This window comes from Duganella sp. 1224, from assembly GCF_013408245.1.
Taxonomy (GTDB): domain Bacteria; phylum Pseudomonadota; class Gammaproteobacteria; order Burkholderiales; family Burkholderiaceae_D; genus Rugamonas.
Genome location: NZ_JACBYS010000001.1, coordinates 529,197 through 544,637 on the forward strand (window position 1 = coordinate 529,197; position 15,441 = coordinate 544,637).

At 61.7% G+C, this 15,441-nt stretch carries 18 protein-coding genes and 4 tRNA genes; 16 read left to right on the forward strand and 6 right to left on the reverse strand.

Annotated features, from left to right (window positions below):
* Window position 1 precedes the first annotated feature (1 nt).
* Window positions 2–1,996 (forward strand): pyridoxamine 5'-phosphate oxidase family protein, encoded by a 1,995-nt coding sequence (locus FHW58_RS02410; protein ID WP_179671483.1) that lies wholly within the window; start codon window positions 2–4, stop codon window positions 1,994–1,996.
* A 19-nt stretch (window positions 1,997–2,015) separates the two neighbouring features.
* Here FHW58_RS02410 and FHW58_RS02415 read toward each other — a convergent pair whose 3' ends face one another.
* The 5 genes from FHW58_RS02415 to metG form a co-directional block, all read right to left on the reverse strand.
* Entirely contained in the window at window positions 2,016–2,327 is a 312-nt protein-coding gene (locus tag FHW58_RS02415; protein WP_179671484.1) for a hypothetical protein, read from the reverse strand.
* A 10-nt stretch (window positions 2,328–2,337) separates the two neighbouring features.
* Window positions 2,338–2,649, reverse strand: a complete 312-nt coding sequence (locus FHW58_RS02420; protein WP_179671485.1) for a hypothetical protein — start codon at window positions 2,647–2,649, stop codon at window positions 2,338–2,340.
* 99 nt (window positions 2,650–2,748) lie between these two features.
* On the reverse strand, window positions 2,749–2,994 hold the full coding sequence (locus tag FHW58_RS02425; RefSeq protein WP_179671486.1) for a hypothetical protein: 246 nt from the start codon (window positions 2,992–2,994) through the stop codon (window positions 2,749–2,751).
* 275 nt (window positions 2,995–3,269) lie between these two features.
* Window positions 3,270–3,749 carry a GNAT family N-acetyltransferase gene (locus FHW58_RS02430; RefSeq protein ID WP_179671487.1) on the reverse strand — a complete coding sequence of 160 codons (480 nt, stop codon included), beginning with the start codon at window positions 3,747–3,749 and terminating at the stop codon, window positions 3,270–3,272.
* A gap of 9 nt (window positions 3,750–3,758) precedes the next feature.
* The gene (metG, locus tag FHW58_RS02435) at window positions 3,759–5,924 is read right to left on the reverse strand and encodes a methionine--tRNA ligase (protein ID WP_179671488.1); all 2,166 of its coding nucleotides are present in this window, start codon (window positions 5,922–5,924) and stop codon (window positions 3,759–3,761) included.
* Window positions 5,925–6,024: 100 nt separating this feature from the next.
* Here metG and apbC point away from each other — a divergent pair, with 100 nt between their 5' ends.
* From apbC to FHW58_RS02450, 3 genes are all read left to right on the forward strand, one after another.
* Window positions 6,025–7,113 (forward strand): iron-sulfur cluster carrier protein ApbC, encoded by a 1,089-nt coding sequence (gene apbC, locus FHW58_RS02440; RefSeq protein ID WP_179671489.1) that lies wholly within the window; start codon window positions 6,025–6,027, stop codon window positions 7,111–7,113.
* A 127-nt stretch (window positions 7,114–7,240) separates the two neighbouring features.
* On the forward strand, window positions 7,241–7,867 hold the full coding sequence (locus tag FHW58_RS02445; RefSeq protein WP_179671490.1) for a TetR/AcrR family transcriptional regulator: 627 nt from the start codon (window positions 7,241–7,243) through the stop codon (window positions 7,865–7,867).
* Window positions 7,843–9,024, forward strand: a complete 1,182-nt coding sequence (locus tag FHW58_RS02450) for a hypothetical protein (protein ID WP_179671491.1) — start codon at window positions 7,843–7,845, stop codon at window positions 9,022–9,024. Before FHW58_RS02445 ends, FHW58_RS02450 begins: the two co-directional genes overlap by 25 nt.
* Here FHW58_RS02450 and FHW58_RS02455 read toward each other — a convergent pair.
* A complete protein-coding gene (locus FHW58_RS02455; RefSeq protein WP_179671492.1) occupies window positions 9,006–9,170 on the reverse strand; it encodes a hypothetical protein in 165 nt (54 codons plus the stop codon). The two genes, FHW58_RS02450 and FHW58_RS02455, sit on opposite strands and share 19 nt — an antisense overlap.
* 135 nt (window positions 9,171–9,305) lie before the next feature.
* On the opposite strand from FHW58_RS02455, the gene FHW58_RS02460 reads away from it, so the two are divergent.
* From FHW58_RS02460 to FHW58_RS02515, 12 genes are all read left to right on the forward strand, one after another.
* Entirely contained in the window at window positions 9,306–10,415 is a 1,110-nt protein-coding gene (locus tag FHW58_RS02460; protein WP_179671493.1) for an alanine racemase, read from the forward strand.
* A 126-nt stretch (window positions 10,416–10,541) separates the two neighbouring features.
* Window positions 10,542–10,949, forward strand: coding sequence for a VOC family protein (locus FHW58_RS02465; RefSeq protein ID WP_179671494.1), 408 nt, complete (start codon window positions 10,542–10,544; stop codon window positions 10,947–10,949).
* Between the two features lie 30 nt (window positions 10,950–10,979).
* On the forward strand, window positions 10,980–12,389 hold the full coding sequence (gltX, locus tag FHW58_RS02470) for a glutamate--tRNA ligase (RefSeq protein ID WP_179671495.1): 1,410 nt from the start codon (window positions 10,980–10,982) through the stop codon (window positions 12,387–12,389).
* Between the two features lie 85 nt (window positions 12,390–12,474).
* A tRNA-Ala gene (locus FHW58_RS02475) sits at window positions 12,475–12,550 on the forward strand.
* A 32-nt stretch (window positions 12,551–12,582) separates the two neighbouring features.
* A tRNA-Glu gene (locus tag FHW58_RS02480) sits at window positions 12,583–12,658 on the forward strand.
* A gap of 45 nt (window positions 12,659–12,703) precedes the next feature.
* Window positions 12,704–12,779 (forward strand) — tRNA-Ala (locus tag FHW58_RS02485).
* Between the two features lie 33 nt (window positions 12,780–12,812).
* A tRNA-Glu gene (locus tag FHW58_RS02490) sits at window positions 12,813–12,888 on the forward strand.
* 162 nt (window positions 12,889–13,050) lie between these two features.
* Window positions 13,051–13,284, forward strand: coding sequence for a hypothetical protein (locus FHW58_RS02495; RefSeq protein ID WP_179671496.1), 234 nt, complete (start codon window positions 13,051–13,053; stop codon window positions 13,282–13,284).
* The gene (locus FHW58_RS27875; RefSeq protein ID WP_373996617.1) at window positions 13,260–13,379 is read left to right on the forward strand and encodes a DUF3024 domain-containing protein; all 120 of its coding nucleotides are present in this window, start codon (window positions 13,260–13,262) and stop codon (window positions 13,377–13,379) included. Before FHW58_RS02495 ends, FHW58_RS27875 begins: the two co-directional genes overlap by 25 nt.
* A gap of 12 nt (window positions 13,380–13,391) precedes the next feature.
* On the forward strand, window positions 13,392–13,976 hold the full coding sequence (locus FHW58_RS02505; protein ID WP_179671497.1) for a hypothetical protein: 585 nt from the start codon (window positions 13,392–13,394) through the stop codon (window positions 13,974–13,976).
* Between the two features lie 10 nt (window positions 13,977–13,986).
* Window positions 13,987–14,289, forward strand: coding sequence for a hypothetical protein (locus FHW58_RS02510; protein WP_179671498.1), 303 nt, complete (start codon window positions 13,987–13,989; stop codon window positions 14,287–14,289).
* A 539-nt stretch (window positions 14,290–14,828) separates the two neighbouring features.
* Window positions 14,829–15,389, forward strand: a complete 561-nt coding sequence (locus FHW58_RS02515; RefSeq protein ID WP_179671499.1) for an imm11 family protein — start codon at window positions 14,829–14,831, stop codon at window positions 15,387–15,389.
* The last annotated feature ends 52 nt before the right edge of the window (window positions 15,390–15,441 follow it).

Below are 15,441 nucleotides of genomic sequence, written 5' to 3' on the forward strand. Positions count from 1 at the left end.
CATGAACGCCGCTGCCTCTCCCTTCCATGCCGCCGAACTGGCGATTCAGGAGCGCGTCGGTGTGCGCGAACAGATGGCTGGCGCAGCGGCCTTCATCCGCGATCACATGCCCGACCAGCACCGCGACTTCTTCCATGAGCTGCCGTTCTTCTTCCTCGGCGCGCTGGACGCCGGCGGCCAGCCGTGGGCGACCATGCTGGCGGCCGATCCCGGCTTCATCGTCACGCCGGACGCGCGCACGCTGCAGATCCACGGCGGCATGCTGCCCGGCGATCCGCTGACCGGCCAATTGCGGCCGGGTGCCCACGTCGGCGGCCTGGGTCTGGCGCCGGCCACGCGCCGCCGCAACCGCGTCAATGGCGAAATCGTCGCGGCCGACAACGGCACGTTGCGCATCGCCGTCACGCAAAGCTTCGGCAACTGCCCGCAGTACATCCAGCATCGCCAGCACAGCGCCGCGCCGACCGATGGCCGCGCCGTACGGGTGCTGCGCGCTGCCACGCTGACCGACGCCGACCGCGCGCTGATCGCCCGCGCCGACACCTTCTTTATCGCCAGCGCCAACATGGCGGCCGACGCGGGGCGCGGCCGTGGCGTCGACGTCTCGCATCGCGGCGGCCGGCCCGGCTTTGTGCGGGTGGACGACGAGCGCACGCTGACGTCGCCCGAATTCGTCGGCAACTTCTTCTTCAACACCATGGGCAACCTGCTGGCCTATCCGCGCGCCGGCCTGCTGTTCATCGACTTCGAGCGCGGCGACATGCTGCACCTGGCGGTGGAGGGCGAGATCATCTGGGACGGCCCGCAGTTGCAGGCCTTTGCCGGCGCCGAACGGCTGCTGCGCTTCCATGTGCGCGAAGTGGTGCGCAACGTCGGCGCACTGCCGTTCCGCTGGAGCGCGCCGCAACCGGCCGCGCAAGTGGCGCGCACCGGCAATTGGAGCGAGGCCGATCGCGTCCAGGCCGCCGCCGCGCTGACCACCACCTGGCGCCCGTTCGCCGTCGCCGACGTGGTCGACGAGAGCACGGACGTGCGCTCCTTTTATCTGCAACCGGCGGACGGCTTGGGCGTGGCGCCGCACGTGCCGGGGCAGTTCGTGTCGCTGCGGGTGCCCGAGTGGGCGGATGGCGACGCCGCGTCGCAGATCCGCAGCTACACGATTTCCGACGCGCCCAATGGCCGCCAGTACCGCATCAGCGTCAAGCGCGATGGCGTGGTGTCGTCATGGCTGCACGCGCACCTGGCGCCCGGCGCGCAGATCGAGCTGATGGGGCCGGGTGGCGATTTCACGTTCGAGGAGGGCACGCAGCGGCCGGTGGTGATGCTGTCGGCCGGCATCGGCATCACGCCGATGATCGCCATGCTGAATGGCTTGCTGGTCAACGGCAGCCGCACACGGCACAAGCATCCGATTTACTTCATCCACGGCGCGCGCGACACGGCGCATCCGTTTGCCGTGCACCTGCAACAGCTGGCGGCCGGGCATGGCAATCTGCGCGTGCACGTTCAGCAGCGCAGGCTGGATTTGCAGACGTTGAAGGAATTGCTGCCGTTTGATGACTACGATTTTTATCTGTGCGGCCCGGCCGGTTTCATGCAGGCCATGTACGATGGCTTGCGCAAGTTGAACGTGGCCGACGCGCGCATCCGCTTCGAGGCGTTTGGCCCGTCCAGTGTACGGCGCAACGCGGCCACAGCAGCGCCACAGCCGCAGGCGCCAGTTGAACCGGTGGCCGTGCGCTTCGAGCGTTCTGGAGTGGAAGCGACCTGGGATGGCACACACGGCACTCTGCTGGAGCTGGCCGAGGCCCATGGCATCGAGGCGCCGTCGGGCTGCCGCTCGGGCCTGTGCGGCGCGTGCGCCGTCGGCCTGCAAGGCGGCGACGTCAGTTACACGCGCAGTTGCGGCACCCAGCCGGCGTCCGGCCAGGTGCTGTTGTGCTCCACTGTGCCGCGCGCCGGCACGGGCGCGGCGCCGCTCACGCTGGCACTGTGAGCGTCGTCATCGCGCTGGCTTAGCGCTTGGAGCGGACGTTCTGCTCTTCGCACGGCGCGTGCGATGGCGCGGTGGCGTTGCCGTCGGTATGCGCGGCGTTGCAGTCAGCCTGGTTTTTGTTCTTCGCATGCTTGCGGTCTTTGGACGTTTTGGCCGGCGCGGTGTTCTGCGTGTTGGTGTTGTTCTGCATGGTGGTGGCGTTCTGCTCGCCGCTGGTGGCGTTGCTTTGGCCCTGGGTCGGCGTGCCGGTGTTGCTGGTGCCCGAGGTCTGGGCCATGGCTGCCGTGCTCAGGCAGGCGGCCGCTATCATCGCGATCAGTTTGCTGTTCATGTTCAACTCCTTATTTGAGGACGGGGTCCTTGTTGGGATTGGCGGTGGTGGGCGCGGCTTCCGGCGTGGAGGCCTTGCCGTTGTGCTTGCCGCAGTTGTGATTGGCGCTGGCCTTGGCGGACTTGCTGTGCTGTTCCACGCTCTCGCCGCCGCTGGCGTCCACGCCGCCCTGCATGTTGTTGCAGTCGGACGCGGCCGTTTTCTTTGCTTGCGCCGTCTTGCCGTCGCCGGTTTTCACGGCGGGATCGGGCGAGGTTTGCTGGGCATAGGCTGCCGTGCCCAGACAGCATGCCAGCATGCATGCTACGAGTTTGCTATTCATCGTGGGCCTCCTGTGAGAGCAACCATTGTTGCATGCTGAGTTCGGATTGCGCGTAGGAGCACATCCCGTGCCCAAGTCGGACGGCAGGCGCTCTGCCGGTTAGCGCACCTGGCCTGGCGTGGTGTTGCGGCGCGTGCCGGTGTTGTCGCAGTTGACGTTGCTGCCGTTGCGCGTGGTGCCGGCGGTGGCCGTGCTGCGCGTACGGCTGGTGTCGGTATCCAGGCAGTCGATGTTGTTATTGTTGCTGTTGCTGTTGCGGTCGGCGCGGTTGTTCTGGCCATTGTTCTGACGTTGCGGATCGGCCGAGCCCTGCGAACGGTTTTGCGAATTGGTGGTGCTTTGCATGCCGCTGCCGGTGCCAGTGCCAGTGCCAGTCCCGGTCTGGCCGGTTTGACCGTTCTGGCCCGTTTGGCCGGTTTGGCCAGTTCCGGTGCCAGTTCCGGTGCCCGTACCAGTACCGGTGCCGGTGGTCTGAGCCGTTGCCGCGGCGCTCAGGCAGGCTGCGGCAAAAAGTGCGATCAGTCGAGTATTCATGGCTGCTCCTCTAAAACGATGTGAGTGAGCAGCCATTCTTTCACGCGGCCAGTGATGGCGGCGTAGGACCGGGACCCGTAAGCGTGTCAGTGCCGCAGCAGCCGTCGCATCACCATCGGCGGCGGTTCCAGCGGATTGGCGTGTGAATACTCCAGTTCCTCCGCCAGCTCGAACGCGTAGGCGGCATAGAAATCGATCAGCTTGGGCTGATCGGCGCGCACCGCCAGCCGCACCTCCTGCACGCCGGACGTCAGGCCATGATGGATGACCGCCTCCAGCAGATGCTGCGACAGGTTGCTGCCGCGATGACCCGGCAGCACGCCCATGCGGCACACCTCCCACACATCCTGTTCCGCCTCCAGCGGCAGCCAGCGCACCGAGCCGACCGCCTGGTTGTCGACCTCCAAAACAAAACCGCCGCCATCGCGCAGGTGCTCTGCAACGATGACGGCGGTTTCGCGGTGGCCGCTGGAGGTGACGCTGACCTTGCCGGCCCACGCGGCGCGCGTGAGCTCGGCGATCAGTCTGGCATCGTCCGCTGTGGCTTCGCGCACCCGCAGGTTCATGCCTGGTCCTTAGCGGATACGCATGCCTGGCTCGGCGCCCGGCCACGGGTTGAGGATGTAGATGCCTGGGTTGGCTTTCTCGTCGGCGGCCGAGGCGGCCATGACCATGCCTTCCGACACGCCAAACTTCATCTTGCGCGGCGCCAGGTTGGCCACCAGCACGGTCAGCTTGCCGATCAGGTCTTCCGGCTGGTACATCGACTTGATGCCCGAGAAGACATTGCGGTGGCGGCCCTCGCCGGCGTCCAGCGTCAGGCGCAACAGCTTGTCCGAGCCGTCCACGTGTTCGCAGTTGACGATTTTGGCGATGCGCAGGTCGACCTTGAAGAAGTCGTCCACGGTGATTTCCGGCGCCATCACTTCGATGCCGGTCTCGGTCACCGCCACGGCCGGCGCGGCCTTGGCCTTGGCCGGCTTCTCGGCCTTGACAGCCGGGGCGGCCGCTTGCGCGGCGGCCGCCTGCGGATTGTCGAACAGGTCCTCGATCATCTTCGGCTCGACGCGCTTCATCAGGTGATCATAGGCGCCGATGGTGCGGCCCAGCATGGCGTTCCAGACGGCGCCGCTGGCGACGTCGGTCTGTGCCCAGTCGAACTTGTCGTCGTTGAGGAACTTAGCCACGTTGGCGGCCACGCCCGGCAGCACCGGCGACAGCAGGATCGACAACTGGCGGAACAGGATCAGCGCGGTGGTGCAGACATCGTGCAGCTCGGCCAGCTTGGCCTCGTCCTTGGCCAGGATCCAGGGCTTGTTCTCGTCCACGTACTGGTTGGCGAAGTCGGCGATTTCCATGATCTCGCGCAGCGCCTTGCCGAACTCGCGCGCCTCGTAGTTGGCGGCGATGGTGGCCTGGCGCTCCACGCCTTCCGGCGTCACCAGCGCGCGCTTGATCCACTCCTGCGCGTTGTTGGACAGGCTGGTGGCCAGCTTGCCGTCAAACTTCTTGGCGATGAAGCCGGCGCAGCGCGAGGCGATGTTGACGTACTTGCCGATCAGGTCCGAGTTGACGCGCGCCACGAAGTCCTCGCCGGTGAAGTCCAGGTCTTCCACCTTGGCGTTGAGCTTGAAGGCGATGTAGTAGCGCAGCCATTCCGGATTCATGCCCAGGTTCAGGTAGCGCAGCGGCGAGATGCCGGTGCCGCGCGATTTGGACATTTTTTCGTTGTTGACGGTCAGGTGGCCGTGCACCGCCACGCGCATGCGCTCGATGGTCGGGTGGTCGGCGAACTTCAGCATGGCCGGCCAGAACAGCAGGTGGAAGGAGACGATGTCCTTGCCGATGAAGTGGATCTGCTCGGTCGACGGATCTTTCAGGAAGGCTTCGTAGTCCCAGCCTTTCTTGCCGAAGTAGTTCTTCAGCGAGGCCAGGTAGCCGACCGGCGCGTCCAGCCAGACGTAGAAGTACTTGCCCGGCGCGTCCGGAATCGGGATGCCGAAGTAGGGCGCGTCGCGCGAGATATCCCAGTCGGCCAGCTTTTCGCCGGCTTCGCCCAGCCATTCGGACACCTTGTTGACCATTTCCGGCTGCAAGCGGCCCGGCGTGTTCAGCCACTCCTTGAGGAAGTTGTAGCAGCGCGGATCGGACAGCTTGAAGAAATACTGCTCCGACGGCTTGAGCACGGGCGTGGCATTGGTGAACACCGAGTATGGGTTGATCAGGTCGGTCGGCTGGTAGGCCGAGCCGCACACCTCGCAGTTGTCGCCGTACTGGTCCTTGGCGTGGCAGTTCGGGCACTCGCCCTTGATGTTGCGGTCGGCCAGGAACATGCCCTTGACCGGATCGTAGAAGCGGTCGACGGTCTTGGTCTGGATCAGGCCGGCATCGCGCAGCTTGCGGTAGATGCCTTGCGACAGCTCGACGTTTTCCGGCGAGTCGGTCGAGTACCAGTTATCGAAGGCGATGTGGAAGCCGTCCAGGTACTGGGCGCGGCCGGCGGCGATCTTGGCCACGAACTCCTGCGGCGTGATGCCTTCCTTCTCGGCGGCGATCATGATCGGCGTGCCGTGGGTGTCGTCGGCGCCCACAAAGTGCACCTCGCGCGGGGCGTCGCCGTCGCGCTGCATTCGCTGGAAACGGACCCAGATGTCGGCCTGGATGTACTCCATCATGTGGCCAATATGGAAGGCGGCGTTAGCGTAGGGCAGGGCAGTGGTGACGAACAGCTTGCGGGTCATGGTTTGTTGCGCTTTGTGGATGGAAAGGGGTCATTTTAACAGCGGATGCGGCACTTGCGCAGGTTGCGCTAGAATGGCGGCATATTTAACGGAGAGTTACATGAGCATTGCAGTAGAAGACGTCAAGGCCGCCCTGTCCAAAATCGTTGATCCAAACACAACGAAAGATTTTGTATCCGGCAAGGCCGTCAAGAATTTGAAGGTCGATGGCGGTGATATTTCGCTGGACATCGAACTGGGCTACCCGGCCAAAAGCCAGATCGACGCCATCCGCGGCAGCGTGATCGCCGGCCTGAAAACCCTGCCGGGCGTGGGCAACATCAGCGTTAGCGTGTTCAGCAAGGTCATCGCGCACACCGTGCAGCGCGGCCTGAAGCCGATGACCAATGTCAAAAACATCATCGCCGTGGCCTCGGGCAAGGGCGGCGTGGGCAAGTCGACTACCGCCGTCAACCTGGCGCTGGCGCTGGCCGCCGAGGGCGCCTCGGTCGGCCTGCTGGACGCCGACATCTACGGCCCATCGCAGCCGATGATGCTGGGCGTGAAAGGCCGTCCGGAAACCCGCGACGGCAAATCGATGGAGCCGCTGGAGAACTATGGCGTGCAGGTATCGTCGATCGGCTTCCTGATCGACCCGGACGAGCCGATGGTGTGGCGCGGCCCGATGGTCACGCAGGCGCTGCAGCAACTGCTGGAGCAGACCAACTGGCGCGACCTGGACTACCTGATCGTCGACATGCCGCCGGGCACCGGCGACATCCAGCTGACGCTGTCGCAAAAAGTGCCGGTGACCGGCGCCGTGATCGTCACCACGCCGCAAGACATCGCGCTGCTGGACGCGCGCAAGGGCCTGAAGATGTTCGAAAAAGTCGGCATCCCGATCCTGGGCGTGGTCGAGAACATGAGCGTACACATCTGCACCAACTGCGGCCATGCGGAAGAGATCTTCGGCCATGGCGGCGGCGAAAAGATGTGCAAGGACTTCGGCGTTGATTTCCTCGGCGCGCTGCCGCTGACCATGGCGATTCGCGAGCAGGCCGACGCCGGCAAGCCGACCGTGGTGGCTGATCCGGACGGCAAGGTGGCCGAGATCTACAAGGCGATCGCGCGCAAGGTGGCGGTGCAGGTGTCCGAGAAAGCCAAGGACATGACCAGCAAGTTCCCGACCATCGTCGTCAAAAACGACTAACCGCCCCGCCGTCGTTCCGGCGCAGGCCGGAACCCATAGAACGCATGCGTTAAGATGACGCACGCTCAGCATGGATTCCGGCCTGCGCCGGAATGACGGATCAACGGCCACAGGAGCGCCGATCGCCATGTCCAACGCGCTCACCCCGCGCAAAGCCCCGCGCCAGCGCCGCGCTGCCCACACGGTGGACGCGATCCTGGAAGCCGCCGCCCTGGTGCTGGAGGAAGAAGGCCTGGCCGGCTTCAACACCAACGCCATCGCCCGCCGCGCCGGCGCCAGCATCGGCACGCTCTACCAATATTTCCCCAGCAAAGACGCCCTGACGCTGGCGCTGTTGCTGCGCGAGGAAGCCAAGGCCCACGCCGAAGCCGAAGCAGCCGCCGCGCTACCCGCGTGGCGCGACGCCCTGACCGCGTTCATCGACGCCGCCGCCCGCCAGCAACTGACGCGGCCCCACCTTGCCCGCCTGCTGGACCAGGAAGAAGAACGCCCCGACATCCGCGCCGCCAAAGACGGCGCCCACAGCTTCGCCGAGCTGTTGCTGATCCTGCTCGACAAGCCCGACATCCCCGCCCACCTGAGCGATCCCGCCCGCCGCGCCCTGGCCGCCGCCGACCTGCTGGCCATCATCCGCGCCATGATCGACGCCGCCGGCCAGCGCGGCGAAACCGACGCCCCCGACCTGGCCCGCCGCGTCCGCGCCGCCTGCTTTGGTTATCTGGAAGCGATATGTTCAATCTGTTCGCCGTCCTGATTCTTGAGCGTTTGCACGGCAAAAAATTGCCGGTGCTGCTGGCCGATGGCACAAGCGTCACGGAAAGAACCTGGAGAAGCTGGCTTGGCAAGGGCATGCGCTTGTCCGCGAATGAAATCAACCGCATGCGCGATGAGAGTAGCGCCCGTCTGTCGAAGAAATTGCAGGCCGCCGGCGGATACTCCGCAGAAGAGGCCGATGCGATCGTTGCTGGCGCTCCGTCCCGCCATTCCGCCATCGCGCTGCCGACCGCCGATCTGATCTACTGGTTTAGCCCGGGCGACTACACGGAGACACTGGCCCTTGCCGTCCGCTTCGACCAATACTGCAATGCCTTGCTGGAGGCGGCGAGGCTGGGCGATGTTGAAGCCTCTCGAAGCGAACTGCTCAACGCGCTGGACTGGCTGCGAAGCTTTTGCGCGGACGAGCCAGATCAAGAGGCGGATGACGCCATCGCGTCGCGGTTGCGGGAAGCGGAAGACATCGATGCCTTGCACCGGGAGGCGCGCATGCTTGCTGAGCATATGATGTTGCATGTCTTTTCGTGTTGGGACGTGGAGTTCAATGCGTTCTATTTCCAAGCAAGACTGAAGCCATATCCCCTGTTCACACTGGCAATGCCCCGCCTTGCAATGGACATTGAAATTGACCGCAATTCCGGCCAGATGCTGCGACGGGGGCGCAAGCCCGGCAACCGGGTGTTCGAGAAATCGATGTCCCGCCTGTTTGATTTCCTCGCGGTTCTGGTCTATGGGTATAAATACGGCCGCATGCCACAGCAACTGCCACGCGTTAAGGAAATGGCGGCATGGAGTGGGGAAAGTGAATCAGTCATCGTTAGCTGGCGCGATGAAACAACACGCTTCAGGGTGTTCGACTTGTTGCGGCTGTGGCGGCAGGCGCTGCCCCCCGATACAGCCGGTGTGCGCCCAGCCGCTCCATTGCCGATGCTGGTAGCAGCGCATCTATGGAGCCCGCTGCGCAAAGCAAAGGGGCTGACCGATTGCACACCGGGTTACGTTGCATGGTGGAAGCGGAACCTGCAGCGCTTGCAGGCCAGGGGGACCGAGTTTGGTGACGTCCCATGGCCCGCCTGTCTAATAGATGACGGCGAAATCGAGCGGTTATGCACGCGCTATCATTTTCTCTTGGACTGATTTTGATGACGAGCCGAGGCACTTTGCAGGCGTGCGGCATAGTTCCCCTTGGGAACGACGCCACCGTTCTGCCGGGCGACCGCCGACTGCACGCGCGCAGCGTCGCGAGGCGTGGGCGGGGTGGGCTTTGCTGAAGTTTTAGCCATGATATTTCCTTACAGGTGATGATGGAGACATCATTATCGAGCTGGCAATCAGCCAGCGGATTCCATTTTTCGGAAATGATTTGGATTTTTGGTCTGAAATTGGATAAAATGTATAGATCTAAATGAGGAGCCAACATGGTCAACCTGATGGAAACACCGGCCTTGTTGCTGGACGAGGCGCGCATGGCGCGGAATATCGAGCGCATGCAGCGACGCATGGATAACCTGGGCGTGTCGTTCCGGCCGCACGTCAAGACCAGCAAGTGCCTGGAAGTGGCGCGGCGGCAGTTGGCGGCCGGTGCGCATGGCATCACCGTATCGACGCTGAAGGAGGCGGAGGAGTTTTTCCGCGCCGGCGTGGACGATATTTTGTACGCGGTCGCCATCGTGCCCAACAAGCTGGACCACGCGCTCAAGCTGATGCGTGATGGCGCACGCCTGACGCTGCTGGTGGAATCGGTGGCGATGGCGCGGCAACTGGCCGCGCACGGCGCCGCCAATGGCGTCTGCTACCCGGCGCTGATTGAAATCGACACGGACGGCCACCGCTCCGGCGTCAAGCCCGATGCCCCGGCGCTGCTGGAGATCGCCGCCGCATTGCAAGGCGGGGCCCGCCTCAAGGGCGTGATGACCCACGCCGGCGCTTCCTACGACCTCAACACGCCTGAGGCGCTGGCGCAGATGGCCGAGCAGGAACGTTCGCGCTGCGTCGCCGCCGCTGAACGCCTGCGCGCCGCCGGCCACGCGTGCGAGGTCGTCAGCGTCGGCTCCACGCCGACCGCGCTCAGCGCCCGCCATCTGCAGGGCGTGACGGAAGTGCGCGCCGGCGTGTATGTGTTCTTCGACCTGGTGATGGCCGACGTCGGCGTCTGCACGCTGGACGACATCGCCATCAGCGTGCTGTGCACCGTCATCGGCCACCAGCAGGACAAAGGCTGGGTCATCACCGACGGCGGCTGGATGGCCATGAGCCGCGACCTCGGCCACCAGGGCCACGGCTACGGCCAGGTCTGCGACATCGACGGCCAGCCGATTCCCGGCCTCAGCTTCGGCAAGGCCAACCAGGAGCACGGCGTGCTGCAATGGACGGGCGAGGGCGACATCACCCAAGTCTTCCCGGTCGGCCGCAGCCTGCGCGTGCTGCCCAACCACGCCTGCGCCACCGGCGCGCAGCACGGCCAGTATCACGTGATCCCGCAAAACGGCGGCGACTGGACGGTGTGGCAGCGCTTCAGCGGCTGGTAAATGTGAGCAAACCGGCCGCGCTCGCGCCAAGTCCTTGAGCGCAAAGACTTTTCCGTGGCCGGAAAGCGAGTTGAGAGGAGGGCGCGCGGTCCGTATTCTGTTGGCTTCACCAACAGGAGAAACAGCATGAAATTCAACCATCTCAGCTTCCCATCGAGCGACGTTCCCGCCACCGCCGACTTCTTCGTGCGCCATCTCGGCTGCACGCAGGAATTCATCGGCCCCTCGGCCGCGATGCTCAAGCGCGCCGGCTTCGACATCGTCATCGAGGCCAAGGATCACACCGTGGTGTGGCCGCATAACTTCCACCTCGGCTTCGAGCTGCCCGGCGTGGACGACGTGCATCAGCTGCACCAACGCCTGAAAGCGCAGGGCGTCGCCATGAAAACCGATGTGTTCCACCACCAGCGCGGCACCCGCTTTTTCTGCGAGGCGCCGGGCGGCCTGCTGTTTGAAATGAACACCCGCGCCGACGCCCACCCGGAGTACCACGCCAGCTTTGAGCGCCAGGCCGCCGCCGACGCGGTAAAATAGCTGCTTTTATATCTCAGCTTTATTACTTCGATGACCAACGCACCAGCCAAGCCAGTCCGCACCCGTTTCGCCCCCAGCCCGACCGGCTACCTCCACCTCGGCGGCGCCCGCACGGCGCTGTATTCGTGGGCATTCGCCCGTCACTTCGGCGGCACCTTCGTGCTGCGCATCGAAGACACCGACCTGGAACGTTCGACCCCGGAAGCCGTGCAGGCGATTATCGAAGGCATGGCCTGGCTGGGCCTGAATCACGACGAAGGCCCGTTCTACCAGATGCAGCGCATGGACCGCTACCGCGAAGTGGTTGCGCAGATGCTGGACGCCGGCACCGCCTACCACTGCTACTCGTCGCCGGAAGAAGTGCAGGCGATGCGCGACCGCGCCACCGCCGCCGGCCTCAAGCCGCGCTACGACGGCACCTGGCGTCCGGAACCGGGCAAGGTGCTGCCGGCGATTCCGGAAGGCCGCAAGCCGGTGGTGCGCTTCAAGAACCCGCTGGATGGCGAAGTCACCTGGAACGACTTCGTCAAGGGCACCATCACCATCGCCAATAAAGAACTGGACGACCTGGTGATCGCCCGCCCGGACGGCACACCGACCTACAACTTCTGCGTGGCCATCGACGACCTCGACATGCAGATCAGCCACGTGCTGCGCGGCGACGACCACGTCAACAACACGCCACGCCAGATCAACATCCTGCGCGCGATTGGCGCACCGCTGCCGGAATACGGCCACCTGCCGATGATCCTCGGTTCGGACGGCGCCAAGATGTCCAAGCGCAAGGACGCGGTCAACGTCATGCAATACCCGGCCGAAGGCTATCTGCCGGAAGCCATCCTGAACTACCTGGCACGCCTGGGCTGGAGCCACGGCGACGACGAGGTATTCTCGATGGAGCAGGTATGCCAGTGGTTCGACGGCTCGCACCTGTCGAACTCGGCTGCGCAGTTCAACATCGAAAAACTGAACTGGCTGAACAACCACTATATTAAGCAGTCGGACAACCAGCGCCTGGCCGAACTGGCCAAGCCGCGCATGCTGGCCAACGGCGCCGTGTTCGACGGCGCGCCGGCGCTGCCGGTGGTGCTGGGCCTGCTGAAAGAGCGCGCCAACACCGTCAACGAACTGGCCGACGCCGCCATGCTGTTCTACCGCGAGCCGCAGCCGGACGCCGCGCTGCTGACCCAGCATGTGACCGACGCCGTCAAACCGGCGCTGGCCGATTTCGCCGAGCGTTGCAAGACGGTCGAGTGGAACAAGGCCGCGATTGCTGCGATGATCAAGGAAGTGCTGGCCGCGCATGGTTTGAAGATGCCGCAGATCGCCATGCCGCTGCGTCTGTTTATTACCGGCCAGCTGCAGACTCCGGCGATTGACGCGGTGCTGGAAATCTTCGGCCGCGATACCGTGGTCGCGCGTCTGGCCAAGTTCCTCTAAATTTTTCATTGAAGCAGGGGCAAAGTTGCAAAAGGGTATTTGCATAATACGGCGCCTCTGCTATACTCTTGTCTCTCGCGCAAACGGGGGTATAGCTCAGCTGGGAGAGCGCTTGCATGGCATGCAAGAGGTCAGCGGTTCGATCCCGCTTACCTCCACCAGTTTGCAGAGGTTGTAGTACGGTAGTGCCAAGGTCCCCATCGTCTAGAGGCCTAGGACATCACCCTTTCACGGTGAGTACCGGGGTTCGAATCCCCGTGGGGACGCCAGCTTCGCCAAGGCTGGTCGGTAGTAGTAACTGTTTTCTGTGCCCGGGGGGTATAGCTCAGCTGGGAGAGCGCTTGCATGGCATGCAAGAGGTCAGCGGTTCGATCCCGCTTACCTCCACCAACAGCGTAGAAGGCACTGTCGAGAAGTTCCAAGGTCCCCATCGTCTAGAGGCCTAGGACATCACCCTTTCACGGTGAGTACCGGGGTTCGAATCCCCGTGGGGACGCCAAATAGCATAAATGATCAAGCCGCCATAAAGCGGCTTTTTTGCTTTCTGCACCTCCCACACTCTTCCTCCCGCTGTGATAATTCGCGTATTTTCTTTTTAGACAAAATGTTAAGCTAGCAGCGCTGCGCACCGCTGAAAGACATTTTTATGTGATGAGTTATCGTGCTCAACGATCTGGAAAAAAAGAAGATTGAAAACGCGGTCGGATCCTTTGTCGCAAGGCGTCGTCCGCCCGTCCACGTCCGACAAGATGTCGATCTTGATTTCAGGATTACAGGGCATAGCGTCGAAATTTTTGGCAAGGAAACGGGGAAACGCATGAAATTGCTGTTGCGAAAGCGACATTTGTTAGAACGCGTGGCGTTTGGCGATTGTATTGGCAGCGCAGCGACTTGAAGTGGCACAGTTATGAGCCGTTGCCAACGGTACGTTCAATTGAAGAAGTCATTGCTGAAGTTGACGCTGATCCCTGGGCCTGTTTCTGGGGGTAAAGGAGTATGCCCTTGAGTAAACAGATTTTTAAATCGATAAAAATTCTGTTGTGCGTATTGTCTTGGGGATGGGCTATTACTGCTGCGCAGGCTCAGGAATCGCTATTCATCGCGACGGTGCAGCGCGTCACACTAGAGCCTCGCGGGGGCCAATTCTGTCCTGACCTTTGTGAGGGGAAGGAGCGCATCAATTCAGATGGGCGCAACCAAGTATGCGTTTCAAACGATGGCGGTTGCGACCATACCGAATACGTGGTGAACAAAGTCCTACTTGGCGAGATACCGTTGGGAGCACACAAGTTCGATACTCGAATTGGAGAATGGGGCGGAACGCATTTCCCGGTAAGTAATCAGCCGATTCTGGTGCACATGAAACCTGGTTCGATTGAGTGGGTTCCGATAGTCCTCAAGGACGGTAGGAAGCGAGCGAAGGTTAAAGCGTTTCGGTATGGAATTCTCGAAGACGGGACAAATCTTCGTGCACTTGCGTATGACGACGAGGATGGCGTGGCACTGGACACACTGGTTGAGCGACTGTCCGAAAAAAATGATAATCACCTGCTTAGGTCGCAGTCGGCCAGTTGCAGACGTTCATGAATACATAGATATGCCTAACAAAGCACGCTACTTAGTGGTTGATGGCTGTCTCTCAGGAACTGGCGTCAGGGACGCTGTTGAGGGCGGTTATCTGACGCCATCTGTCATTGGAATTTCAGATGGCTTGGGCGATGAAATCTCAGCCTGGCAGAAGCGATATGAACTAGCTCATTTTCGTTTATATACAGATTCAGCTGAGGTTGATAAATTAGACGCGGAAGGATTGGCGTTGCGTCAAAAGCTGTCTGTAGAATTAGCTCAGGCCAAGGTGCAGTATTTTTCCAGTGCCAAGATGCGGCTGGTATTGCCCTGAGACTGTGTACGGCCAACAGCGGAAGCTCCGGATTTGTCTATACACAGTCAAGGTGCCATGAAAGTATTTCGTCTAATCGCGTGGTTTTATGCCTTGGTCGTCCTTTTGGCGGCTGGCTACGCCTGGTACGTCGACATTCGGCTTTTGAACTCTGGGTACGAACACATGTTACCTGACTTCTTACTCATGTTTGTCACGCTCCCGGCTTCTCTTTCGCTCGGTCCACTATATGAAAGTTTCCCTACTTTTTTTGATAGGTCTTTTGCCCAGCTTACTTGGGTTACGCTGTGTGGAGTTGGGCAGGCGAGTGCTCTATTTGTCGCAGAAAATCTGGCTTCTCGTAAACAGAAGCACATCAGTAAGCCGTAATGCCGTAATGTTGAGCTTTGTTCGGTATTCGGCCACAAGCAGCCATACGATAGATAACACGTTGCACATTTGGATTTGCTGGGGAGAAAGCCATCGCGCTCAATGATTTCTTCGTCTGGAATACAGACTTTCTTTGGTTTCCTGAGGAGGGGGCTATTTCGCACCTAGACATGGGACTCTTGATGCAGTGGTCAAGCACGTCACGGGATTACTGGCGAGCTCATGGCCCGGCACCTGCGACGTGGAAATGGCGTGACTTTCCACGACTCAGAGTTTCGATAAAAAGCTCTAGCTTACTTCCCGACTACTTTCAATGTGGATCAAAGAATATCGTCTCAACCAGACTACGGAACCTATTAGTAGAGGAATGTGGAATAGGAAGCGCCGAGTTCCATGAAGTTATCGTTGCTGGCAACAATTCGATCAGTTCAAAGCATTACATCGTCAATGTTCTTCATGACGCGGACCCGATAGATCATGACAATTCGATCATAGATTTCTACGATGAGGATGCTGGTGGCGGCGTGGAGGCGTTATCTCTCCTCAGGTTGAATCCTGATCATAAGGTCTTGTTGCCATTGTTTGCACTTTCAATCGAACCAACAACCAATATCGTCAGTGCTAGCTTGAAAAATAAAATGCAGGAAAACGGCATTACCGGGTCGATGTTTGTGTGCCTCGACGGCTTCACTGACTTCTGGCGTAATGATAAGGCTAATTGGGAGCGCTAGAGCGTGGTAGTTAGTCGCACGCTCTAAGGTCCGCAATGGGGCGACAACGGTC

Coding starts and splice junctions, on each gene's coding strand:
- FHW58_RS02450 (WP_179671491.1), top strand. CDS start 7,843: ATGTTCAATCTGTTCGCCGTCCTGATTCTTGAGCGTTTGCACGGCAAA.
- FHW58_RS02515 (WP_179671499.1), top strand. CDS start 14,829: ATGGGACTCTTGATGCAGTGGTCAAGCACGTCACGGGATTACTGGCGA.
- FHW58_RS02425 (WP_179671486.1), bottom strand. CDS start 2,994: ATGCAAAGCACCACCAATTCGCAAAACCGTTCGCAGGGCTCGGCCGAT.
- FHW58_RS02455 (WP_179671492.1), bottom strand. CDS start 9,170: ATGGCTAAAACTTCAGCAAAGCCCACCCCGCCCACGCCTCGCGACGCT.
- FHW58_RS02510 (WP_179671498.1), top strand. CDS start 13,987: ATGCCTAACAAAGCACGCTACTTAGTGGTTGATGGCTGTCTCTCAGGA.
- FHW58_RS02445 (WP_179671490.1), top strand. CDS start 7,241: ATGTCCAACGCGCTCACCCCGCGCAAAGCCCCGCGCCAGCGCCGCGCT.
- metG (WP_179671488.1), bottom strand. CDS start 5,924: ATGACCCGCAAGCTGTTCGTCACCACTGCCCTGCCCTACGCTAACGCC.
- FHW58_RS02430 (WP_179671487.1), bottom strand. CDS start 3,749: ATGAACCTGCGGGTGCGCGAAGCCACAGCGGACGATGCCAGACTGATC.
- apbC (WP_179671489.1), top strand. CDS start 6,025: ATGAGCATTGCAGTAGAAGACGTCAAGGCCGCCCTGTCCAAAATCGTT.
- FHW58_RS02415 (WP_179671484.1), bottom strand. CDS start 2,327: ATGAACAGCAAACTGATCGCGATGATAGCGGCCGCCTGCCTGAGCACG.
- FHW58_RS02420 (WP_179671485.1), bottom strand. CDS start 2,649: ATGAATAGCAAACTCGTAGCATGCATGCTGGCATGCTGTCTGGGCACG.
- FHW58_RS02465 (WP_179671494.1), top strand. CDS start 10,542: ATGAAATTCAACCATCTCAGCTTCCCATCGAGCGACGTTCCCGCCACC.
- FHW58_RS02460 (WP_179671493.1), top strand. CDS start 9,306: ATGGTCAACCTGATGGAAACACCGGCCTTGTTGCTGGACGAGGCGCGC.
- gltX (WP_179671495.1), top strand. CDS start 10,980: ATGACCAACGCACCAGCCAAGCCAGTCCGCACCCGTTTCGCCCCCAGC.
- FHW58_RS02410 (WP_179671483.1), top strand. CDS start 2: ATGAACGCCGCTGCCTCTCCCTTCCATGCCGCCGAACTGGCGATTCAG.